The sequence below is a fragment of the Mucilaginibacter sp. 14171R-50 genome, assembly GCF_010093045.1.
GTDB lineage: Bacteria > Bacteroidota > Bacteroidia > Sphingobacteriales > Sphingobacteriaceae > Mucilaginibacter.
Map to the genome: position 1 here is coordinate 2,529,509 of NZ_CP048115.1, position 20,463 is coordinate 2,549,971.

At 45.7% G+C, this 20,463-nt stretch carries 25 protein-coding genes; 15 read left to right on the forward strand and 10 right to left on the reverse strand.

All coding sequences use genetic code 11. The features are described 5' to 3' along the window. Positions 1-56 precede the first annotated feature (56 nt). From mazG to GWR56_RS11665, 3 genes are all read right to left on the reverse strand, one after another. Complete coding sequence (gene mazG, locus GWR56_RS11655; RefSeq protein ID WP_162431415.1) at positions 57-863, reverse strand: nucleoside triphosphate pyrophosphohydrolase; 807 nt, start codon at positions 861-863, stop codon at positions 57-59. 102 nt (positions 864-965) lie between these two features. Then, positions 966-1,667, reverse strand: coding sequence for a tRNA (5-methylaminomethyl-2-thiouridine)(34)-methyltransferase MnmD (gene mnmD / locus GWR56_RS11660; protein ID WP_162431416.1), 702 nt, complete (start codon positions 1,665-1,667; stop codon positions 966-968). A 267-nt stretch (positions 1,668-1,934) separates the two neighbouring features. Beyond that, a complete protein-coding gene (locus tag GWR56_RS11665) occupies positions 1,935-2,267 on the reverse strand; it encodes a hypothetical protein (protein ID WP_162431417.1) in 333 nt (110 codons plus the stop codon). Between the two features lie 205 nt (positions 2,268-2,472). Between GWR56_RS11665 and GWR56_RS11670 the strand changes: the two genes are divergently transcribed. The 4 genes from GWR56_RS11670 to GWR56_RS11685 all read left to right on the forward strand — a co-directional run bounded on the left by GWR56_RS11670 (position 2,473) and on the right by GWR56_RS11685 (position 6,038). Then, positions 2,473-3,300 (forward strand): N-acetylmuramoyl-L-alanine amidase, encoded by an 828-nt coding sequence (locus GWR56_RS11670; RefSeq protein ID WP_162431418.1) that lies wholly within the window; start codon positions 2,473-2,475, stop codon positions 3,298-3,300. A 62-nt stretch (positions 3,301-3,362) separates the two neighbouring features. Continuing rightward, a complete protein-coding gene (locus tag GWR56_RS11675) occupies positions 3,363-4,469 on the forward strand; it encodes a Gfo/Idh/MocA family protein (RefSeq protein ID WP_162431419.1) in 1,107 nt (368 codons plus the stop codon). Between the two features lie 115 nt (positions 4,470-4,584). Then, on the forward strand, positions 4,585-5,370 hold the full coding sequence (locus GWR56_RS11680) for an alpha/beta fold hydrolase (RefSeq protein ID WP_162431420.1): 786 nt from the start codon (positions 4,585-4,587) through the stop codon (positions 5,368-5,370). An 89-nt stretch (positions 5,371-5,459) separates the two neighbouring features. Beyond that, entirely contained in the window at positions 5,460-6,038 is a 579-nt protein-coding gene (locus GWR56_RS11685; RefSeq protein WP_162431421.1) for a YceI family protein, read from the forward strand. 68 nt (positions 6,039-6,106) lie between these two features. On the opposite strand, the gene GWR56_RS11690 is transcribed toward GWR56_RS11685, so the two are convergent. Together GWR56_RS11690 and GWR56_RS11695 are read right to left on the reverse strand one after the other, a co-directional pair. Beyond that, entirely contained in the window at positions 6,107-6,565 is a 459-nt protein-coding gene (locus GWR56_RS11690; protein ID WP_162431422.1) for a DUF2147 domain-containing protein, read from the reverse strand. 66 nt (positions 6,566-6,631) lie between these two features. Further along, positions 6,632-7,084, reverse strand: coding sequence for a DUF2147 domain-containing protein (locus GWR56_RS11695; RefSeq protein ID WP_162431423.1), 453 nt, complete (start codon positions 7,082-7,084; stop codon positions 6,632-6,634). 172 nt (positions 7,085-7,256) lie between these two features. Between GWR56_RS11695 and GWR56_RS11700 the strand changes: the two genes are divergently transcribed. The 3 genes from GWR56_RS11700 to GWR56_RS11710 are packed head-to-tail and all read left to right on the forward strand — an operon-like array spanning position 7,257 to position 10,958. Further along, positions 7,257-9,653 carry a glycoside hydrolase family 3 N-terminal domain-containing protein gene (locus tag GWR56_RS11700; protein WP_162431424.1) on the forward strand — a complete coding sequence of 799 codons (2,397 nt, stop codon included), beginning with the start codon at positions 7,257-7,259 and terminating at the stop codon, positions 9,651-9,653. Then, on the forward strand, positions 9,653-10,447 hold the full coding sequence (locus GWR56_RS11705; protein WP_162431425.1) for an SseB family protein: 795 nt from the start codon (positions 9,653-9,655) through the stop codon (positions 10,445-10,447). The genes GWR56_RS11700 and GWR56_RS11705 overlap by 1 nt, the downstream gene beginning before the upstream one ends. 1 nt (position 10,448) lies before the next feature. Further along, positions 10,449-10,958 (forward strand): GNAT family N-acetyltransferase, encoded by a 510-nt coding sequence (locus tag GWR56_RS11710; protein WP_202925313.1) that lies wholly within the window; start codon positions 10,449-10,451, stop codon positions 10,956-10,958. 10 nt (positions 10,959-10,968) lie between these two features. On the opposite strand, the gene GWR56_RS11715 is transcribed toward GWR56_RS11710, so the two are convergent. After that, the gene (locus tag GWR56_RS11715) at positions 10,969-11,181 is read right to left on the reverse strand and encodes a hypothetical protein (protein WP_162429149.1); all 213 of its coding nucleotides are present in this window, start codon (positions 11,179-11,181) and stop codon (positions 10,969-10,971) included. A 126-nt stretch (positions 11,182-11,307) separates the two neighbouring features. Here GWR56_RS11715 and GWR56_RS11720 point away from each other — a divergent pair, with 126 nt between their 5' ends. Further along, a complete protein-coding gene (locus tag GWR56_RS11720) occupies positions 11,308-12,321 on the forward strand; it encodes an ABC transporter ATP-binding protein (RefSeq protein WP_162431426.1) in 1,014 nt (337 codons plus the stop codon). Positions 12,322-12,434: 113 nt separating this feature from the next. Here the strand turns inward: GWR56_RS11720 and GWR56_RS11725 are convergent, their stop codons facing one another. Continuing rightward, on the reverse strand, positions 12,435-13,685 hold the full coding sequence (locus GWR56_RS11725; RefSeq protein ID WP_162431427.1) for a metallophosphoesterase: 1,251 nt from the start codon (positions 13,683-13,685) through the stop codon (positions 12,435-12,437). 105 nt (positions 13,686-13,790) lie between these two features. Between GWR56_RS11725 and GWR56_RS11730 the strand changes: the two genes are divergently transcribed. Continuing rightward, positions 13,791-14,615: a family 16 glycosylhydrolase gene (locus GWR56_RS11730; RefSeq protein WP_162431428.1), complete on the forward strand. Its 825-nt coding sequence runs from the start codon at positions 13,791-13,793 to the stop codon at positions 14,613-14,615. 170 nt (positions 14,616-14,785) lie between these two features. On the opposite strand, the gene GWR56_RS11735 is transcribed toward GWR56_RS11730, so the two are convergent. After that, a complete protein-coding gene (locus GWR56_RS11735; protein WP_162431429.1) occupies positions 14,786-14,959 on the reverse strand; it encodes a hypothetical protein in 174 nt (57 codons plus the stop codon). Between the two features lie 205 nt (positions 14,960-15,164). Here GWR56_RS11735 and GWR56_RS11740 point away from each other — a divergent pair, with 205 nt between their 5' ends. The 6 genes from GWR56_RS11740 to GWR56_RS11765 all read left to right on the forward strand — a co-directional run bounded on the left by GWR56_RS11740 (position 15,165) and on the right by GWR56_RS11765 (position 18,585). Next, positions 15,165-15,644, forward strand: coding sequence for a VOC family protein (locus tag GWR56_RS11740; protein ID WP_238395219.1), 480 nt, complete (start codon positions 15,165-15,167; stop codon positions 15,642-15,644). A 65-nt stretch (positions 15,645-15,709) separates the two neighbouring features. Next, entirely contained in the window at positions 15,710-15,913 is a 204-nt protein-coding gene (locus tag GWR56_RS11745) for a hypothetical protein (protein ID WP_162431430.1), read from the forward strand. 214 nt (positions 15,914-16,127) lie between these two features. Then, entirely contained in the window at positions 16,128-16,280 is a 153-nt protein-coding gene (locus GWR56_RS11750) for a hypothetical protein (protein ID WP_162431431.1), read from the forward strand. A 51-nt stretch (positions 16,281-16,331) separates the two neighbouring features. After that, on the forward strand, positions 16,332-16,976 hold the full coding sequence (locus GWR56_RS11755; RefSeq protein ID WP_162431432.1) for an HAD family hydrolase: 645 nt from the start codon (positions 16,332-16,334) through the stop codon (positions 16,974-16,976). A 37-nt stretch (positions 16,977-17,013) separates the two neighbouring features. After that, on the forward strand, positions 17,014-17,682 hold the full coding sequence (locus tag GWR56_RS11760) for an MBL fold metallo-hydrolase (RefSeq protein WP_202925314.1): 669 nt from the start codon (positions 17,014-17,016) through the stop codon (positions 17,680-17,682). Positions 17,683-17,784: 102 nt separating this feature from the next. Next, positions 17,785-18,585, forward strand: a complete 801-nt coding sequence (locus GWR56_RS11765) for an alpha/beta hydrolase (protein ID WP_162431433.1) — start codon at positions 17,785-17,787, stop codon at positions 18,583-18,585. 67 nt (positions 18,586-18,652) lie between these two features. Here GWR56_RS11765 and GWR56_RS11770 read toward each other — a convergent pair whose 3' ends face one another. After that, the gene (locus GWR56_RS11770) at positions 18,653-19,021 is read right to left on the reverse strand and encodes a hypothetical protein (RefSeq protein WP_162431434.1); all 369 of its coding nucleotides are present in this window, start codon (positions 19,019-19,021) and stop codon (positions 18,653-18,655) included. A 67-nt stretch (positions 19,022-19,088) separates the two neighbouring features. Next, positions 19,089-20,288 carry an ROK family protein gene (locus GWR56_RS11775; protein WP_162431435.1) on the reverse strand — a complete coding sequence of 400 codons (1,200 nt, stop codon included), beginning with the start codon at positions 20,286-20,288 and terminating at the stop codon, positions 19,089-19,091. Positions 20,289-20,463: the final 175 nt, after the last annotated feature.

Here is a 20,463-nt window from a genome sequence, read left to right on the forward strand (position 1 = left end):
CAGAATTACATCTTACATTACGTATATAATTTGAAAACGCTACAATAAAGCTATAATTATTTTACTTTTTTGGCCTCTTCCCAAAACACGTCCATTTCGGCAAGATTCATATTTTGCAGCTGCTTACCGCTTTCTTTTGCCTTATTTTCCAGGTACTGAAAACGCTTAATAAATTTGCGGTTGGTCTTTTCCAGGGCGTCTTCAGGGTTTATGCCAATAAAACGGGCGTAGTTTATCAGCGAGAACAGCAGGTCGCCAAATTCGCCTTCGGCCTTGTCGTGGTCAATAGCGCTTTCATTAACAACATTGTACTCATCCTTAAATTCCTGCAGTTCTTCTTCAACCTTAGCCCAAACCTGCTCCTTGTTATCCCAGTCGAACCCAACCCCTCGTGCTTTTTCCTGTATGCGCGAGGCCTTTACCAATGCAGGTAACGAAGCCGGTACACCACCTAAAACAGACCGGTTGCCTTCTTTAAGTTTTATTTGTTCCCAATTGCGTTTAACATCGTCTTCGTTGCTTACTTCAGTGTCGCTGTAAATATGCGGGTGGCGGTTTATCAGTTTATCGCAAATGCCGTTTAACACACCGGTAATGTTAAAGTCATTCGTCTCTGAAGCTATGCGCGAATAAAAAACCAGGTGCAGCATAATATCGCCCAGCTCTTTTTTAATTTCGTTCATATCGCCGCTTAATATAGCATCAGATAATTCGTAAGTTTCTTCGATTGTTAAGTGCCTCAGGCTTTCAAGCGTTTGTTTTTTGTCCCACGGGCAGTTCATCCGCAGGTCGTCCATAATGGTAAGCAGGCGTTCAAAAGCGCCGGATGGGGTGTTTGCGGTAATGGGTGCGGTAATTGGCATAGTATATTGTTAAATAACAAAGGTAGTGTTTCGGTTGTAGTTTTCACGGCCCTAAACGGGCCATAAATGGTCAATAAACGCCCCCAAAACGCCCCCCCCCCCCTATAAACTACTCACCGCTCTAAGCATTTCGCGTTTGCCGGGTGCGCCCGGCGCTTTTTGCACTTTAAGGCCCAACGCTTTTATAATGCGTTTAAGGTTGCCGGTAATGGCATAGGTAACAAATATACCCCCCGGCTTTAAAAAGTTAAGCGTATGGGCAATCGCTTCCTGGCTCCACATTTCGGGTTGGTGCGCCGCCGCGAAAGCGTCAAAATAGATCACATCATATTTGGCCGCCGACGAAAACCCGAGCAGGTCGCAGGCGGCTATGTGTAATTGCACATCATGATTAAGCTGTACAGCGCCTTGTAACGATGCATCATAATTTTGAAGAAAACTTTGCCATATGGGTGCAGGCACATACTGGTTATACCCCGTTTTGCCGATCATTTCGTTTGTTAATGGATAAGCCTCTATGCCGGTGTATTGCAGGGATATTTGCCGTTGGGTGCAAAAATCGGCAGTGAGCAAAAAGTTCAGTCCTGTACCAAAGCCTACCTCAAGCACCGATACACCTTTGTTACCTGTACCGCTGTTTTTTAAAAAGTACTGCAGGCCGGCTACAACAAATACATGCCTGCTCTCTTGCAGGGCGCCGTTGCGAGAGTGGTAGTTTTCGCCAACCACAGCGTTGTAAATGGTGTTTGAACCATCTGCAGTAGGTACTATCTGTAAATGCGAAACGGATGGGTCTGTGCTCATTCTCAAACAAAGAAAAGCATTAAGTTTAATTTTAACGAGTTATATCATTCGTTCGTTTCCGATAATATAAAGGCGATTCGCCGCTTCATTAGTTAACTCACCCCGACCTCGCTTCGCTTTGTCGACCCTCTTTGCTGCAAAGAGGGTGAAGAAACAAAAAAACTCCCCTCTTTGCGAAGCAGAGAGGGGCAGGGGGTGAGTAAAACTCGCCGCTTTGTTAGTTTACTCGCGGGGTGAGTAAATGGAGGGACAAAATCCGGAATTGAGCTATGCTGTCATGGCCAGCAGCCGGTTAAGCCTGTGGCAATAATCGGGCAGGCTTATCAGGCCTTTATCATATTCGGCAACCAATTCGTCAAGCTCCTTTTCAACAATACTGCGGGTGGTCTGGCCATTGCCCTGTGATGCTTTTAGCGCGTTTAATTTATGCTCTACCGACTTTTTTAGGTACAGTGGCTGCACGTCCTGTGCTTGCAATAACACCTTGTTTAACTTTTTCCTGTTCCGTTTGTCGAATTTGAGTATCAGATATACGATAATTGATCCTGCTATCAGGAAGTAAAAGAAATTTGCGGTTGATGCAGTAAAAAACTCGTTCATATAAATTGCCTTCTTCAATATCAAACTTTCGTGACAGGCGTTTCGGTTTTAATTATTACGAACATGATAAACAGAAGGTTGCATGTTTTTTAAATAATGTTTTAACGGGTTAAAACAGGTGGCCTATTACAAGCCCCGGCCAAAAAACTGAGGTTTAACATGCTTTGTGGTTAATTTTTAAAAACAATCCGTTTACATTTGCGCAATGTTACACAGGCACTTAAAAACAATCCTGAATTATTCTGTTGCTTTTATACTGATGCTGGGTGCATCGCCGGCATTTTCACAGGGTACGTATAAGTCAAAAAAAAAGGCTGCAACAACTGTTCGCTCCTTTAGGTTCAAAACGATAGTTATTGATGCCGGGCACGGCGGTAAAGATCCCGGCGCGCACGGCGCTTACTCAAATGAAAAAACAGTAGCCCTTAGCATCGCCAAAAAATTAAAGACCGCTATTAACAACGAGTTAAGCGACGTTAACGTGATCATGACGCGCAGTACCGATAAATTTATTGAACTGCACCGCCGCGCCGATATTGCCAATGATAATAAGGCAAACCTGTTCATCTCCATACATTGTAACTCGTCGCCGGGTAGGGTTGGCAAGCGCCGGGGCGTTTTGCTGCTGCTGTATGGTTACCATCGTAAAGATGAGCAAATGGAGGCCCTGCGCGAGAATGCGTCCATATTCCAGGAAAAGGATTATAAAAAGAAATATAACGGCTATGGTGAGGATGCCGCCGTAAATGCCATTATACTGGCCGCTTTTCAGCAACGTTACCGCAAGCAAAGTGTGCATTTTGGCAACCTGCTTAACCATGAATTTACCGTAAGCAACGGCCGCAAAAGCCTGGGTGTGCGCGAGCAGGGGGTATTGGTGCTACAGCAAAGCGGTATGCCGGGTATTTTGGTTGAAACCGGTTTTATCAATAACCCGTCCGACGAGAAATATCTCAATTCGGCCGCGGGGCAAAATGATATTGTGCAATCTATTTTAACTGCCATTAAAAAATATAAGCAAAGCTTTGAATAAAGTGCGGCGGTATTAGGTACAAAATTTGCGGGTTTTTGATAGCTTTACTTAAAACCATCGCCATGAAACCTACCATAAAAACATCCCGCAGAGATTTTATACGCAAAAGTTCCATAGGCGCAGGGGCCTTGATAATGGGGCCGGCGTTATCATCATTGGCTTTGACAAAGCCGGGCAAGCGTTTGGGCATAGCACTTGTTGGTTTGGGTAGCTACAGCAGCGGGCAGTTAGCGCCCGCGTTGCAGCATACAAAAAATTGTTACCTGGCGGGGATAGTGACCGGCACCCCCGCCAAGGCCGTATCCTGGGCTAAAAAGTACAATATCCCGCAAAAAAATGTTTACAACTACCAAAATTTCGACAACATAGCCCATAACCCGGATATTGATATTGTGTACGTAGTGCTGCCCGTTTCTATGCATAAAGAGTACACCATACGCGCGGCTAAGGCCGGTAAGCATGTGATATGCGAAAAGCCCATGGCACTGAACGCCGCCGACTGCCGCGAAATGATAGCGGCTTGCAAAAAGGCAAACAGGCTGCTTTCAATTGGTTACCGCCTGCATTTTGAGCCGCATACACAGGAAGTAATGCGCCTTGGTCAAAAACAAATTTTCGGCAAGGTGACCAAAGTGGATACCGGCAATGGTTTTACTTACAATGGCGACCCTAACGCCTGGCGTTTAAAAAAGGCGATGGCCGGTGGCGGCGGTTTAATGGATATGGGGATCTATGCCATACAAGGCGCGCGTTATACGCTGGGGCAAGAGCCGGTGGCCGTAAAAGCCAGGCAGGAGAAAACCCGCCCCGATTTTTTCAAGGAGGTTGACGAAACCGTTTACTGGGAACTTAAGTTTCCGGGCGGTGCAAAGGTTACCGGCAAAAGCAGCTATAACCACGATTGGGGCTACCTGCGCGCCGAAGCCAAAAAAGGGAGCTTTGAACTGGAACCTGCATACGGCTATGGCGGCCTGGATGGAAAGGTGAACGGCAAACCGATGGATATCCCCAACATTATACAGCAGGCCGCGCAAATGGATGATTTTGCCGCCTGCGTTACCCTGAACAAGCAAAGCCGCGTGCCCGGTGAAGAAGGCTTAAAAGATATGAAGGTTGTTGATGCTATTTACCGAAGCCTTGATAGCGGCGACTGGGAAAAGATAGCGTGATAGGTTGTCCTTACATACAAGCCCGCCACACGCTGCGGTTGTATTTTATTGGCGGCACAACGTGTTACAACGCCTTTGATTATATTTACGCATGCATATCAAACGAATTATATTAATGGCGCTGATACCTCAACTGATAGCTGCGTTCAGTTTCGCGCAAAAAACACCTTACGGCAAAAACGCCGCGGTTGGCAAGTATTACAATGTGCGCGGAATAAAGCTTTATGTAGAAGAATACGGCAGCGGCCAGCCATTATTAATGATACACGGCAATGGCGGCGATATGAGCGCTTTTAGCGAAAACGTGCCGTACTTCGCAAAAAAGTACCGCGTTATACTGGTAGATAGCCGGTCGCAGGGAAAGTCGGCCGACCCGAATCCGTATATTACCTTCGAGCAAATGGCAGATGACTTCGCGGCGCTGTTGGATGCCATGCACATTTCAAAGGCTTATGTTTTAGGGTGGAGCGATGGTGGTATTAACGCTATATTGATGGCCATGCGCCACCCTGATAAGGTAATTAAACTGGCATCCACCGGGGCAAATATTACGCCCGATGCCTCCGCATTCGCTGACGGCGCCTGGGCCGGTTCAAAAAAATACTACGAGCAAAATAAAAACAGAAAGTGGCGTACCGCCGCCGAAAAAAACGCCTGGAAAATGTTTATGCTGGATTGGGAGCAGCCGAATATAAAACTTGCCGATCTGCACAGGATAAAATGCCCGGCCCTGATCATCGCCGGCGATCACGACGTTATAGCGGATAAACACACGCGCCTTATACAGGCCAATATTCCGGGCAGCAAGCTCTGGATCGTTAAAAACTCGGGCCATGGCACATTGATTGAGCATGCCACCGAGTTTAACAACCGGGTTGACGCTTTTTTTAAAGGCAAATAAGCGATTGTCATTAGTTTCTCAAAAAAGATGTTTGAACATCTTTTAAAAATATCTTTGTTATATTTACGCCATAAAACCATATAACACACATGAAAAAAATCTTAACCTTAGCAGCAGCGGCATTGTTTATGCAAAGTACCGTGTTTGCACAAAGCACCTGGAAAGCCGATAAGGCACATTCGCACGTAAAATTTACCATTACCCACTTAGCTGTGTCTGATGTTGATGGTACCTTTAAAGATTTTGATGCCAGCATAGTGGCTGCAAAACCCGACTTTAGCGATGCTAAGTTTACTTTTACTGCAAATACCGCATCAGTAAACACCGATAACGATAACCGCGACAATCATTTAAGGTCCGCTGATTTTTTTGATGTGGCTAAATACCCGACACTTACATTTGTTAGCACAAACGTTGCGCCAGCGGGTACAAACAAATATAAGGTGACCGGCAATCTTACCCTTCATGGCGTTACCAAACCTGTAGTTTTAGATGTGGTTTACCGCGGTACTATTACCAACCCCATGACCAAAGGCCCTGATGCAGGCTTTAAAATCACCGGTACAATCAAACGTTCAGATTTCTCATTCGGTAGCAAATATGGTTCGCCAATGCTTAGCGACGAAGTTGAACTTAGCGCCAGCGGCGAATTCCTGAAACAGCAATAATACATTTACCAGCATAAATAAAAGGCTCCTGTTAATGATAGCAGGAGCCTTTTTTTATTATAGCCTAATTAATTTACCCTTTTAAAGGTTAACGTTTTACCAATAAACTTAAAGTGCCAGTACCCTTTTACTTTAAGTAGCCCATCTTTATTAATGTACGCCGAGGCGTTCCAATGACGGCCATGCTTAGGATCGTATATCATGCCATCTTCCCAGCTATCTGTTTTAGGGTTGTAACTCAATTTTTCAACAACGTTCAACCCCAAAATTTTGCGGCTGCGCAGGTGTGGGTCGGGGTTTCTTACATCCTTCCAATAATCGGTTGGTTTGGTATCATCTTCATCATCAAACCACAAAATTTTGGCTTTAAACTCACCGCCGTCGCGGTATACTTGTATTACAAGGCTTTCGCCTACCATTTGCCATTTACCGCAAACCCTGTCAGCTCCGGCTGCAGTATAAGGTTGAGAAATTATTCCGCTATATAAAAAAAAGGCTAAAAAACTACATAGAAATTGATTGGTCATATTATATTAACAAACAATATCAGTGCCAATATAAAATGCTGTTCCCGTTTGAGGAGAAAGCGTACGTTATAAACGCTTGAAGGTCATGGTTTTGCCCAGGAACTTAACTTTCCAGTATCCTTTTACTTTTAACAAGCCGCTTTTATCAATATATGCCGCGGCGTTCCAGTATTTACCGCTTTGCACTTCATAAATCTTACCGCTTTCCCAGGAGTTTGTGCGGGCGTTGTATTTAAGGTCCTGCACCACGTCAAGGCCAAGCACTTTTCGGTTGCGCAGGGCAGGATCGGGGTTTTTAATATCTGTAATGGTTTCCATGGGTTTGGCTTTTGAAACGCCGCCGCTAAACCAGATAATTTTTGCCTTGAAGGTGTTTTTGTAAGGGTAAACCTCGACAGTAAGGTTTTTTTCGCTGGCTTGCCACTTACCGCAAATACGGTTGGCTTGCGGGCCGGCGTCAGTATCGATAGATTTGAACGAGGGAAGTACAGTTATTAATAAAAGAAGCAGATATCGCATAGGCTATAATAAACAGCTACACAATATTGTATACAGCCATTTTGTTTGGCAAAACTAAAAATATTAAAAGTATCTACGAAAACGTGATAGTAAATTCCCTGGCCTTAAAAACGGGCATCTGCCTGGTACTTTTATATATTTGAGATCGTAAACCAACACGCATCTTATCTGTATGAAAAAACTGCCACTGCTGCTATCATTGCTCGGGCTTGCCATCTCTGCGTCGGCACAGCAAAAAAATATTTACCACAAGGGCTGGGTCGATTTTAACAAGAACGGCCGAATGGACGTTTTTGAAGACCCCTCGCAAACCATCGAAAAACGCATTGCCGACCTGCTAAGCCAGATGACCGTAGAGGAAAAAACCTGCCAGATGGCTACCCTGTATGGTTACAAACGCGTACTAAAGGACGAAATGCCCGTTGCCAGCTGGAAGAACGAGATATGGAAGGATGGTATAGCCAATATTGACGAAGAACTGAATAACCTTACTTCGCATACCGACGATGCGCCTACGCAATATTCTTATCCTTTTAGCAAGCATGCATCGGCCATAAACACCGTGCAAAAGTGGTTTGTTGAAGAAACCCGCATGGGTATCCCGGTTGATTTTACCAACGAGGGCATCCACGGCCTAAACCACGACCGCGCCACCCCGCTGCCTGCCCCGATAGGCATTGGCAGTACCTGGGATAAGCAACTGGTGCGCCAGGCCGGCCAAACCGTGGGCCGCGAAGCAAAGGCTTTGGGTTATACCAATGTTTACGCCCCCATACTCGACCCCGCACGCGACCAGCGCTGGGGCCGTGTAGTAGAATGCTATGGCGAAAACCCTTTCCTGATAGCCGAAATGGGCAAGCAAATGGTGCTGGGCATACAAGAAGAGGGGGTAGCATCAACCTTAAAACATTACGCAGTATATAGCGTACCAAAAGGCGGCCGCGACGGCAGTGCCCGCACCGACCCGCATGTGGCCCCGCGCGAGATGCACCAGGTGTACCTGTACCCGTTTCGCCGGGTGATACAGGAAGCCCACCCGATGGGGGTAATGAGCAGCTATAATGATTGGGATGGTGTACCCATAACAGGCAGCTACTATTTTTTAACCGAGTTGCTGCGCCAAAAATTTGGCTTTCAGGGGTATGTAGTATCTGATAGCGAGGCGGTGGAGTTTCTATACTCCAAGCATAAGGTTGCCGCCGATTACAAAGAGGCAGTACGCCAGGCGGTGGAGGCTGGGCTGAACGTGCGCACCAATTTTACCATGCCGCAAACATTTATACTGCCCCTGCGCGAGTTGATCAAAGAAAATCGCATTTCCATGAAGGTGATAGATTCGCGTGTGGCGGATGTGCTGCGGGTGAAATTCCGGTTGGGATTATTTGATAACCCTTACGTGAAAGACCCTAAAGCGGCCGATAAAAAAGTACACACCGCTGCAGATGCACAGATGAGCCTTAAAATGAACCGCGAGTCTATGGTGCTTTTAAAGAACCAGGACAACCTGCTGCCGCTTGATAAAAGCAAGTACAAAAATATACTGGTAACCGGCCCGCTGGCTGCCGAAACCAACTACGCCATCAGCAGGTATGGCCCTTCGCATAACCCGGTAACTACCGTGCTGGATGGGATAGGGAACTACGTGGGGAGCAATGCCAGGGTAACCTACGCCAAAGGCTGCAATATTGTTGACCCAACCTGGCCGGAGAGCGAGATCATCGAAACACCACTATCCGCCGCCGAGCAGGCCGGGATAGATTCGGCGGTGGCGCAAGCCAGGCAATCGGATATTGTTATAGCGGTGGTAGGCGAGGATAACGAAAGGGTAGGCGAAAGCCTGTCGCGAACCGGGCTTAACCTGCCGGGCCGCCAGTTAAAGCTGATACAGGCTTTACAGGCCACAGGCAAGCCCGTTGTTATGGTAATGATAAACGGGCAGCCGCTAACCATTAACTGGGAAAATAAGTACGTGCCTGCCATTTTAGAGGCCTGGTTCCCGAGCGTGCAAAGCGGACAGGTAATTGCTGAAACCCTTTTTGGTGATAACAATCCCGGCGGCAAGCTGCCCATTACCTTCCCGAAAACAACGGGTCAGATAGAGTTTAACTTTCCGTTCAAGCCAAATTCGCAGGCGGGGCAGGGCGGGCAAAACAGCTGGGGGCATACCAGTGTTAACGGCGCGCTGTATCCCTTTGGCTACGGCTTAAGCTATACCAAATTTGAATACAGCAACCTACAGGTGTCGCCGGAAAAAGGGCACAGCCAGGGAGATGTAACGGTTACTGTTGACGTAGCCAACACCGGCCGGCGCAAGGGCGATGATGTAGTGCAGCTTTATTTAAAGGATGATGTAAGCAGCGTAACCACTTACGAGTACGACCTGCGCGGATTTGAACGGGTAACCCTTAACCCAGGTGAAAAGAAAACCCTTGCCTTTACCTTGCATCCCGATGATCTGGCCCTGCTGGATAAAAATATGAACTGGACCATTGAACCCGGCACCTTCCAGGTTTGGATAGGCAGCTCGTCGGAAGATATTAAGCTGAAGAAAAGTTTTACGGTGGAGTAATGGGAATTTTAAATTCTTTGTTTAAAAAGGAGGACAACAAAGAGCCCTATGAAGGGCCTCCGGAAAACCGTGCGCTTATAAATTACATTGCGGACTGGTATAAAACACCGAACGACGAAAACTACAAGAAAACGGTGTTGGAGTTAATGGAAGGCAGGCCTGTGCTATTGCTGCCATCCGCAAACAAGGTAGATATTCCTGATCAGTGGCAGGTAGCAAAGGAAGATACTACGCTTAACCTAACATCGATATTTACAGTAGATGGCGTAAAGGTATTAGGTGCCTTTACCGATGAAGCGGCTTTGCTAAATTGGACAGGTAAATCAACCGTTTATACCGCCATGCACTCAAACGATGTGCTGCTGCTGTGCGAAAAAAATGGCATCAGCAGGTTAGTGATCAATAGCAATGCATATAACATGTTTATATTGCAGCGCAGCAGGGACGAAGTGCAAACGCACCACATACCGGCGGGGACCACGGTTAGGATAGGCACGGCCGAACGCCCCCTGCCTAAACGGGTCTTAGAGAAGATAATAACCGGGTTTAAGGCCAATACCAATGTCAACGAGGGTTATCAATACCTTACCTCGTTCGCTGACCAATATAGCCTGGTTGTAGGTGTTGTTTTAGCTGCGGATAGCCAGGATGCCAGGGCTGCCGTCAGCTTTATATTGCAAGATGCTTTACGCGGCGAAGACCTGGAGCAGCCCGTAGATGCGTTTTTCTTGCAAGACGCCGAATGGCTGCGAACGGTTAGGCAAATACCTGGTTCAAAATTTTACACTAAATAATATGCCACCAAAACGTTTCGACTGGGTTCCGTCTGCTTATACAGACTATTTGCAAAACATCACCATCCGCGAGGCCACATTGGCTGATATGGATATCCTGCTGCAGTTTGAGCAGGGTGTTATTGCCGCCGAGCGGCCGTTTGATCCTACGCTTAAAGACGAACATATCAACTATTACGACCTGAATGAGTTTATAACCGCCCCAAACATTTACCTGGCCCTGGCCGAACTGAACGGCCAGGTCATCGGCAGCGGCTACGCCCGAATCGAGACTTCAAAGATCTACCTGAAGCACCGGCAGTATGCCTACCTTGGCTTTATGTATGTGCTGCCGCAGTACCGTGGCAAGGGCGTAAACAAGCTTATCATCCAGGCGTTAAAAAACTGGGCGCTTAAACAGGGCATAACCGAGCTGCGCCTGCAGGTTTATAATCAAAATGCGCCTGCTATAAAAGCCTATGAAAAAGTTGGCTTTAGCCGGCACATGATCGAGATGCGGATGGGGTTATAGCCAGCGTAACCTATGATTTTTTTGCGGTAGCAACAATTACTATCCCGCCCACTAACAGTATTCCACCCAGGTACGGTGGCCAGTTAACCGTTTTTTGCTTGTCGGCGGATACCTGGATCGGCCCGGCATCAACAATTTTCTCTTTCTTGGTATAAGTAAAGCCCGTCCATATTAGCATTGCCGCGCCAATTACGATGAGTACTATGCCGATTGTTTTATTCATGATATTAGTTTTTTGGTTTGATAGTACAATACCAGTTTAGCCCTAATTGTTTTTAACTTTTTTTTGCCGATAGCTTTTTATAGATTAGGTTTGAGACAATTAAACTATTGATCACTCCGCAGTAAAATGAAAGATGACCTGATACTGGAAACCATATCGGTTACCAAGAATTTTTTTGGCGATAAATCATCAGGCGTTAATAACATCACCGTTTTTATACCAAAGGGCAAAATTACAGCCATTGTGGGCGAAAGCGGCAGCGGTAAAACCACACTGCTTAAACTGCTGTCAGGTACCATGAAGCCCGATTCGGGCGATGTATTCTTCCACGGTCAGCCATTGCCGGTGCGCACCGCTCATCTTACTTCTGCGCATACGGTAATTACTATGGTGAGCCAGGACAATACCGATATGAACATGGGGGCAAGTGTTTGGGATAACGTTGGCAATGGCCTGCCTACCGAAGATGCAAACTACAAAATACAAAAAACCACCCAGGCGCTAAACCTGCTGGGCATATATGACCTACGCGACCAGCCTTTTGGGAAACTTAGCGGCGGCGAAAAACAACGCGTTACCATTGCAAGGGCGCTTATAAACCGCCCCGAAGTATTGATGCTGGATGAACCCTTTAACCAGGTAGATGCCAACTACCGCGAAAGCCTGCAACACGACATACGCCAGATAGTAAAAGAGTGGGGTGTAACTGTAATACTGGTATCGCATGATCCGGCTGAATTGCTTTCTATGGCAGATGAACTGATCGTGATAAAGGAGGGCGAGATAGTAGAGTATGGCAGCCCCGAGGAGCTTTACCACAAGCCCAGGTTACTGTACACCTCAAAAATACTGGTAAGCTGCAGCGAACTTACCGCCGCGCAGGCAAAGGTTTGCGGCATTAAATCAAAGCGGGGCACTGTAGTTATTTATGCCGAGCATATCAGTATCACCCCCTTGGCTATGGGCGCCAAATGGACGGTGAAGCAAGTGTTGTTTAAAGGTTTTTTTGAAGAGTTGATCATCGAGCGCGAAGAGGTAACCCTGCGGGTTATCAATTATAGCCGCGGCAAGCATCCTGTGGGCAGCAAAATAGGCATCAGCATTAAAAAGTTTTACGAGTTTGGCAAGTGGCTGAGTTAAGATATTAACGCTTTCTCCGCGTCATGGCGAGGTACGAACAATCTCCTGATATGCCATGTAGCCGACCGATCTTAAAGAGATTGCTTCGTACCTCGCAATGACGGGCTTATATATTAAACCCTCTTCTTCAGCGTTAGCACCGTAACCTCCGGCCAGATACCTAAGCGGCCTGAAAACGCCAGGAACCCAAACCCGCGGTTTATATACAAATAGCGGTTGTCATGTTTTACCAGCCCGGCCCAATCAGGATAGCGGTATTTTACAGGGCTCCATCGTAAGTTTGCCGCCTCAACGCCAAACTGCGCGCCATGGGTATGCCCGGCAAGGGTAAGGTGTACATTGGCAGGGTGTTGTTTTACTATTTTTTCCCAGTGTGAAGGGTCGTGCGAGAGGAGGATTTTAAAAGCATTTGCATCAACCCCTTCAACGGCCCTGTCAATATCACCAAGCTGTATAAAACCATCGCCCCAGTTTTCCACGCCTATCAGTGATAACTTTTGCCCGCCTTTTTCCAGTACAACGTTCTCGTTAAGCAACAAACGGTAACCCAGGTCGGCATGATGCTGCTTTAGCTTGGCTAAATTAGCCCGTTTTTCCTGCTCGCTGTCCCAATGAATGTAGTCGCCATAATCATGGTTGCCCAGGATAGAGTACTGCCCGTAAGGCGCTTTTATCTGCCCAAAACGGTCGATGTATTGTTCAATTTCCCAGGCGGCATTGTTCACCAGGTCGCCGGTGAACACAAACAAGTCGGACTTTTGAGCTTTTGCCAGGTCGATACCCCGCTGCATGGCTTTTACATTATCAAAGCTGCCCGAGTGGATATCTGATAGCTGGGTAATGGTAAAGCCATCGAAGGCATCCGGCAGGTCATCAAAATAAATGGTTTGCCGGTGCACCTTATAATCATATTTGCCCCGAAACATGGCGTAAAAGAACGATGTAAAAGGTATAGCGGCCACCAGGATGGCTATTTCGGTAATAAATTTGCGCCGCGAGGGAAAAAACGCGCCGCCCGGTTTGCTGTCGGTGCTAACAGCGCGCGCAATGCCGTAAAAGAAACGGACAAGGTCGCCTAAGGAAAGCACTATCAGAAAAACCAGCTTGGTAACAAAAAAGGTAAGGAACAGGCTTAGCATCCATTCGTGAAACGGTGTCATGCCACGGGCGCTGCTCATGCTGCCTAACCCAAGCAAAAAAACCACAGTTACACCCACAGAAACCACCAGGAACCCCCAGGTAACTAACTGCCGCAATGGCCGTGATTGCCAATCGGCAGTAAAGGTGCGCAACCCGTTAAAAACATACCAGTCCATTAACAGGGTGATAGCCGATATAATAAGAAATATTTTAAGAAACTTCATTGATATCAATTCATTAAGCCGCAATATAAAAAAGGTAAGGTAATTGCTTTGTAAAAACACAGATTTCAAGGTAATTACCTATTTTAGCTATCCAATTATATTTACATGCAAGCACGTTTAGTAGGCCTGTTGGCTCTTTTAGCAGCATCAACAGCAGTTGTTGCGCAGCCCTCAAAAAGGGATACCGTATTTTTCGATGATTTTAAGGAAGGTACGCTTAACCGCAGCAAATGGAACGTAGAAGTTACCGGCCATACCGTAAACGACGAACAACAAGCGTATGTCGATTCGGCCGCTACCATCTATATTGAAAATGGTACGCTGGTTTTAAAGGCGTTGTATAAGCCCGGTTATACCAGCAAACAGGGCAATAAGTATGATTTTATAAGCGGGCGTATCAACACGAGCGATAAAGTAATGTTTACTTACGGCAGCGCTTCGGCACGTATGAAGGTTACAGGCGGCGAGGGCATGTGGCCGGCGTTTTGGGCGTTAGGCAAAGGCAAATGGCCCGATTGCGGCGAGATAGACGTGATGGAAACCGTTGGCGATACCACCTGGACCAGCAACGCCTTGCACGGGCCGGGCTACTTTGGCAATACACCGCTGGTTTATCGCGCGCACTTCCCAAAAGGTACCGATGCTACCCAATGGCATGTTTACAGTGTTGACTGGACGGAAAACAGTTTAACTTTTAAGGTAGACGGCTTAGTTACCTATAAGGTTACCAAAGCTATGGCCGAAAAGTATGGCCGCTGGGCGTTTGACAATCCTAAGTTTTTAATATTGAACTTTGCCCTGGGCGGCGGGTATCCAAACTCGGTTAATAAGGTTTCCAAGCCCTATTATGGGCTATCGCAATCGTCAGTTGATAAGATCAAGGGCGGCGATGCCAAAGTATATGTAGATTGGGTACTGGTAACAAAATAAAAAGGAAGCCCTCCTCAGTTTTAAGAGAAGGGCTTTTGTTTATGATAAAACCATAAATTCGCTCATAATACTGGCAACGATACCCAAGCCGTTTTTAACACCGCAAGCGTTGCTGTATTACTTTAAAATACTTCAATTTTCTTGAATTTTGTTAGGAAAATTCGGCATTATTAATAGCCGCGGTTGTGGTCGTTGTAGCGGTTATCATGATGATCGTTGTGGTAGCGGTCATGATGATAACGGTCGTAGTTACGCCTACCGCGATGGTTTTCAATTGAGCACCCCGATAATGCTGCTGCGCCGAATATCAATAGCGCTAACAGTTTTGTTATTTCCTTTTTCATGGTCTGTCTTTTTTAAATTTATAAATGCTGTTGTTATATATTAAACCTACACCACGGCTGTGGGTTTAAAGCGGTAAACCAACATCAACTAAAAAGTTACAAAGACCGGCATGTAAGTATAGATGTAATTGTTACAACTATTATCAAAAAAAATCAACAGAATAGTTGGTAAAGTGTATATTTAACACGTATAACAATTTCTCAGATGTTAAATCACAGCCATTTTAAACCATTAAAAACAGCTGCTTTTAAAGTTGCGGCGGTGCTTTTATTAAGCGTGCCAATAGTAAGCAACGCGCAGACCACCAAAACGCTTTTTAACCATGTTGCACTTTGTTCAAAAGATCTAAAAAAAAGCAACGAGTTTTATACGTCGGTTTTAAACTTGAAAATAATACCCAATCCCTTTAAAGATACCGTGCATACCTGGTACAGCATAGCGCCAAACATTGCCATGCACGTAATACAGGGAGGCTGCTCAACCGCGCCAAAACTTATTGGCGACCATATTTGCTTCAGCGTACCGGCAATTACCCCTTTTATTGCCATGCTTAAGCAAAAAAACATACCTTATACTAACTGGAAAGGTGTGCCAAACCAGGTAGAACACCGCGTAGACGGTGTATCGCAGGTTTACATTCAGGATCCGGATGGGTACTGGATAGAAGTGAACGACGCGAAGTAATTTAGCAACCTAAGCCATACTTGCTCAAACCTAAAAGGGGTAACCCTTGCCAGTACATCACAGTTATGAAGGGATATGTAAATATACCTAAGTCTATTTATTGCAAAACTTGTAAACATTGCGGTACACGCCCTATCATCGCCCTTATTGATAATGCAGGCTATGTAGTTAAATGCCCTAAGGACGATAACCACTATCAAACAACCCCGGGCTTAATTGACATTGAAGACTGGAATATTCATAACACGGTATTATACGAACAAGAGTAGGAGCAGGCTTGATCGCTTCGCCAGTTAGCTCATCCCGGTCAGAGAGGGTCGACAAACGCATTGTAGTCGGCGTGAGTAAACAGTGAGTCGCGCGGTCACAGCATTCAGTCTCAGCAGCTAAACCCTATCAGTAACATCCGCTTTACAAAAATGCGGAGGTTAAACCAATCAAATTTTTCATGGTCACATATACAACAATCACAATATATATACCATGAAAAACGCCATCAAAACCATATTAAGCGATATTAACCACGTAATTATTAAAGGCGAATCTGACAAGACCGAGCAGGCGCGGGTGTTTTTGTTATTAGCCATACCGTCAATATGCGCCGTGTTTACCTTTGGGCCGCCGCCGTTGTACTAATTACTTTTAGTAAACAATCCGCTAAAAATAATCTGCTACTTTTGCGGCACGATGGACAGCTTACAAGATAAATTCGACAGCATAATTTTCGACCTGGACGGTACCCTTTGGGATAGTACCGAAACCATTACCCGGGCCTGGCAAGCCGCGCTTGCGCAGGCGCCCTACATGAGCCACGAAGTAATGACCCGGGAGCGCGTGCGCTCGATAACCGGTATGACCTACGACAGGATCTTCGAAACGTTGTTCCCGGCTTTAACAACAGAACAACGCGCCGAAGTGCAGCGTTTGTGCTCAATAGCCGAGCTGGACATATTACATAAGCAGGGCGGCACACTTTACCCAGACCTTGCCGAAACGCTGGCTTACCTTGGCGAAAAGTATAAACTGTACATTGTAAGCAATTGCCAGAGCGGATACATCGAACTTTTTTTAGATCTCCATAACATGCACCCTTATTTCCGGGCGCACCAATGCTATGGTACTAAAGGCAACCCTAAAGCTGATAACATAAAGGATATAGTAAACGATCATGAGCTTAAAAGCCCTGTTTATGTGGGTGATACCTTTGGTGATCATGAATCGGCCAGCAAAGCGGGCGTTCCGTTTATTTTCGCTTCGTACGGTTTTGGCCAAGTTACGGGCGGGCAGGTTGCAACCATCGATAGTTTCCGCGAGTTAAAACAACTGCTGTAAAAAAACCTTTATCTACGGCGAAAGTTTATAGTGTATCATGAATAATATAAAGATCACTAAATACTTACATTCGTGCCTTGTTTTTGAGCTGGATAGGCATAAGCTTCTGTTCGACCCGGGTAAGTTTAGCTTTGCTGAAGGACGGGTTACGCCACAAATGTTCGCGGATGTAAACAGTATTATCATTACGCACATCCATCCCGATCACCTCGATATCGAAAACCTGAAAGCGATATTAGCCTTAAGTGATGCTACTTTATATACTAACGCAGAAGTAGGTGCAGCTATTCAGAAAGAGGGCATTCAATTTAAAGTAATAGAAAAAGGCGTTTACCACATAGGCCCTTTTAAATTAGAGGCTATTCCCGTGCAGCACGAGCCCCTGCTTGATAACCCTATACCGCAGATGACCGGCTTTATTATTAATGATAAGGTGCTTCACCCTGTTGATTCTATGGAGGCTAAGCTTACCGGATATAAAAATATCGATCTGTTGCTGATGGTTACTATGGCGCCTTTTACAAACGAACTGCGCATAGCCGCCTTTGCCGATGCCGTAAACCCCAAACAGATACTGCCTGTGCACGATGGGTACGCCAAAGATTTTTTTATTGAACAGCGCTATGATAATTATAGCACACACTTTAAAAAGGCCGGCATACAATTTCATAAAGTATACCGGGTTGGGGATAGCGTAATTCTTTAATAATCAATCGTTTATATTAATTATAAAAATCAGAATTTCTTAATAAGTAAATTATTAAATCTTTGGTATGTTTTTGGGAGTGATTAGTAAAACTAACTGCCTATGAAAACGATCATCTTTATCCATGGCATGTTCCAAAATCCCAAAAGCTGGAACAATTGGGTAACTTACTTTACTAACAAAGGTTACAATTGCCTGGCCCCCGCTTGGCCAAAGCATGAAGGCGAGCCCGAAGATCTGCGTAACTATCCGCCTGAAGGGCTTGGAGATCTGCGGCTTAACAACATTGTGGAAAATATAGAAGCGCTGATACGTGTGCAGGATGAGCCACCCATTTTAATTGGCCACTCGGTTGGAGGGTTGATAGTGCAGCTGATGGTGGCCAAAGGCCTTGCTGATATGGGCGTTGCCATAAGCGCGGTTGCGCCAAATACCATGCTTGCCTTTGATTGGGGTTTTATGAAAAACAGCGCGTTAATAGCTAACCCGTTTAAAGATAACCAACCTTTTTATACAGACCCGGAAAGTTTTCATGAGTCGTTTTGTAATACCATGAGCATAGAGGATAGTAAAGCAGCTTTTGAAGAAACCGCCACCCACGACAGCCGTAATGTGTTACGCGATTGTATGGGCGAGGATGGCGAAATTGATACCGGGATGCCGCATTCGCCGCTGTTATTTATTGGTGCCGAAAAGGATGAGATAATACCCGCCGAGCTTTGCAAGCGAAATGCCGAAGCGTATGAAGATGATTCGAGTATATCAGATTATAAAGAATTTCCCAACCGTGGCCATTGGATATGCGGGCAGGATGGCTGGGAAGATGTTGCGGCTTACATTGCAGAATGGCTGCAGCGGCACAAAACCATTAAATACAACGTAAAATATATAGCGGCCAATTAGCGATACTTTTTGAGCAGTATGATGAACTCTTATGTGCCGGCGTGTGGCGCATGAGGGTTTTTTTGTTTCAGGCAGTTTTTGTTGAACCCGTCACCCTTAAATATAAAAACCCGCCCAAAACTGATACTGGCGCGAAGATAAACATGGCGAACAACTGCGTCCAATGGCTGCCGCTGGCAGTTACAAGCGATATTGCGGCAAACACAAAAATAACTGCCGTTAAGATATAGTTTAAAGTCAACCTTTTCTGCTTTGCTATCAGTTGTAAAACAAAACCGGCAATAACAGAAAATATAATGCCGTTAGCTATTGTTATAATTTTAAAGGCCATCGGCGCTTCTGCATGCGGTTTTTGTCCGGTAAAAATGAATAAGCACACAGAGCTAATGGCAAATATTAAGTAACCAGCTATAACTGATAAAATGTTCCTGATCATTTGTTAAATTTTAGCGGACCGTTTGCAATAGTCAAAAACCATTCACCATTCAACCACTTACCAATACCTATTTTGCCTTCTCCTCCTTGTCAAAGTTTTCCATTACCAGCACGGCGGCGCCAATCAGCTCGGCATCAAAACCTAATGATGATATCAGCAGTTCGGTTCCGGATGAAAGGCGCGGAATGCAATATTTATGCAAAGCCTGCTGTATAGGCGCCATAAGTATTTTGCCAACCTTAGCGCCGCGGCCGCTTAAAACGATGTTTGCCGGGTTCATGATATGGATAAGGATAGCCAGTGCTTTGCCAATTTTATAACCAGCATCGGTAAGCAGCTCAATGGCAAACTGGTCGCCCTGGTTGGCGGCCTCCATCAGGTCTTCGCCCATTAGTTTCGATTGGCCGTTATGTGGTTTAAGGCTGGTTACACGTCCTTTTTTTATCCCTTCCTCGGCCTTTTCGGCTACCACCAGCATTGATGCCTCAGCCTCCAGGCAGCCACGTTTACCGCAAACGCACAATGCGCCGTTGTCTGATAGCGGGATGTGGCTCAACTCCCCGGCAAAACCATTATATCCCCTAAATATTTTCCCGTCAATGATCATCCCCAGGCCAATGCCCCAGCCCAGGTTTATCACCATTACTTCCTGTTGCGAACGCGCTATACCAAACTTTTGCTCGGCAAGGGCTATCAGGCTGCTATCGTTATCAATATAAGTGGTGATGCCGGTTTCTTTTGCAATGTATTTGCTCAGGCTTTCGCCGCCCGCATCAAGATAAGTATAGTTAATGCCTTCAACCGCGTTTATAAAACCGGGCATGCCTATGCCAATACCCGCTATTTTCTTTTTTTGGATGCCGCTATCTTCTACATATTGGTTTAAATGTCTGATAAGTTGGGGCAAAGCATCGTCGTTATTGTGTAGCTTAAGCTCTACCGTGGCCATTTCGGCAACCGGGTTGTTATTAAGGTCAATAAGTTGTATGCGCGCGGATAGCTGGTCCATCGCCACAGCCAGTATAAACATGGCGTTGGTGTTGATGGCATACATTAAAGGCCGCCTGCCGCCGCTTGATGGCGCGTAGCCTTGTTCTATTACAAAACCTTCTTTAATAAGCTCATTAATAGCTTTCGCTATTGAGGGGATGCTTTTATCAAAAAGTTGGCTTAATCCGGCGCACGACATCGCTTTATCAAAATATAATCTTTTGATGATCATGTTTTTTAACCATCCGCTTTTTACACCAGTGCCTTTTATTTCCATAAAGTAGCTGCTTGCCTTTAAATAGTTGTAGGATATTTTCTGCTATAAAATTATAAATAATGCTGTAAAGCGCAATAAGTTGGAAAACTTTTTAAAATTTTATAAAATACACATAGCTTGTTAAAGGGGATAAAAGGCCTGCTGAAATTAAGGCCCCGGTTGTATATTAGCTGCG

What these genes read in the sequence shown, in the direction of transcription:
- GWR56_RS11735 (WP_162431429.1), bottom strand. Translation starts at nt 14,959, where the DNA reads ATGAAAAAGGAAATAACAAAACTGTTAGCGCTATTGATATTCGGCGCA.
- GWR56_RS11760 (WP_202925314.1), top strand. Translation starts at nt 17,014, where the DNA reads ATGAATAATATAAAGATCACTAAATACTTACATTCGTGCCTTGTTTTT.
- GWR56_RS11685 (WP_162431421.1), top strand. Translation starts at nt 5,460, where the DNA reads ATGAAAAAAATCTTAACCTTAGCAGCAGCGGCATTGTTTATGCAAAGT.
- mazG (WP_162431415.1), bottom strand. Translation starts at nt 863, where the DNA reads ATGCCAATTACCGCACCCATTACCGCAAACACCCCATCCGGCGCTTTT.
- GWR56_RS11710 (WP_202925313.1), top strand. Translation starts at nt 10,449, where the DNA reads ATGCCACCAAAACGTTTCGACTGGGTTCCGTCTGCTTATACAGACTAT.
- GWR56_RS11700 (WP_162431424.1), top strand. Translation starts at nt 7,257, where the DNA reads ATGAAAAAACTGCCACTGCTGCTATCATTGCTCGGGCTTGCCATCTCT.
- GWR56_RS11765 (WP_162431433.1), top strand. Translation starts at nt 17,785, where the DNA reads ATGAAAACGATCATCTTTATCCATGGCATGTTCCAAAATCCCAAAAGC.
- GWR56_RS11750 (WP_162431431.1), top strand. Translation starts at nt 16,128, where the DNA reads ATGAAAAACGCCATCAAAACCATATTAAGCGATATTAACCACGTAATT.
- GWR56_RS11730 (WP_162431428.1), top strand. Translation starts at nt 13,791, where the DNA reads ATGCAAGCACGTTTAGTAGGCCTGTTGGCTCTTTTAGCAGCATCAACA.
- GWR56_RS11725 (WP_162431427.1), bottom strand. Translation starts at nt 13,685, where the DNA reads ATGAAGTTTCTTAAAATATTTCTTATTATATCGGCTATCACCCTGTTA.
- GWR56_RS11745 (WP_162431430.1), top strand. Translation starts at nt 15,710, where the DNA reads ATGAAGGGATATGTAAATATACCTAAGTCTATTTATTGCAAAACTTGT.
- GWR56_RS11705 (WP_162431425.1), top strand. Translation starts at nt 9,653, where the DNA reads ATGGGAATTTTAAATTCTTTGTTTAAAAAGGAGGACAACAAAGAGCCC.
- GWR56_RS11665 (WP_162431417.1), bottom strand. Translation starts at nt 2,267, where the DNA reads ATGAACGAGTTTTTTACTGCATCAACCGCAAATTTCTTTTACTTCCTG.
- GWR56_RS11755 (WP_162431432.1), top strand. Translation starts at nt 16,332, where the DNA reads ATGGACAGCTTACAAGATAAATTCGACAGCATAATTTTCGACCTGGAC.
- GWR56_RS11720 (WP_162431426.1), top strand. Translation starts at nt 11,308, where the DNA reads ATGAAAGATGACCTGATACTGGAAACCATATCGGTTACCAAGAATTTT.
- GWR56_RS11695 (WP_162431423.1), bottom strand. Translation starts at nt 7,084, where the DNA reads ATGCGATATCTGCTTCTTTTATTAATAACTGTACTTCCCTCGTTCAAA.
- GWR56_RS11740 (WP_238395219.1), top strand. Translation starts at nt 15,165, where the DNA reads ATGTTAAATCACAGCCATTTTAAACCATTAAAAACAGCTGCTTTTAAA.
- GWR56_RS11715 (WP_162429149.1), bottom strand. Translation starts at nt 11,181, where the DNA reads ATGAATAAAACAATCGGCATAGTACTCATCGTAATTGGCGCGGCAATG.
- GWR56_RS11770 (WP_162431434.1), bottom strand. Translation starts at nt 19,021, where the DNA reads ATGATCAGGAACATTTTATCAGTTATAGCTGGTTACTTAATATTTGCC.
- GWR56_RS11690 (WP_162431422.1), bottom strand. Translation starts at nt 6,565, where the DNA reads ATGACCAATCAATTTCTATGTAGTTTTTTAGCCTTTTTTTTATATAGC.
- mnmD (WP_162431416.1), bottom strand. Translation starts at nt 1,667, where the DNA reads ATGAGCACAGACCCATCCGTTTCGCATTTACAGATAGTACCTACTGCA.
- GWR56_RS11675 (WP_162431419.1), top strand. Translation starts at nt 3,363, where the DNA reads ATGAAACCTACCATAAAAACATCCCGCAGAGATTTTATACGCAAAAGT.
- GWR56_RS11775 (WP_162431435.1), bottom strand. Translation starts at nt 20,288, where the DNA reads ATGGAAATAAAAGGCACTGGTGTAAAAAGCGGATGGTTAAAAAACATG.
- GWR56_RS11670 (WP_162431418.1), top strand. Translation starts at nt 2,473, where the DNA reads ATGTTACACAGGCACTTAAAAACAATCCTGAATTATTCTGTTGCTTTT.
- GWR56_RS11680 (WP_162431420.1), top strand. Translation starts at nt 4,585, where the DNA reads ATGGCGCTGATACCTCAACTGATAGCTGCGTTCAGTTTCGCGCAAAAA.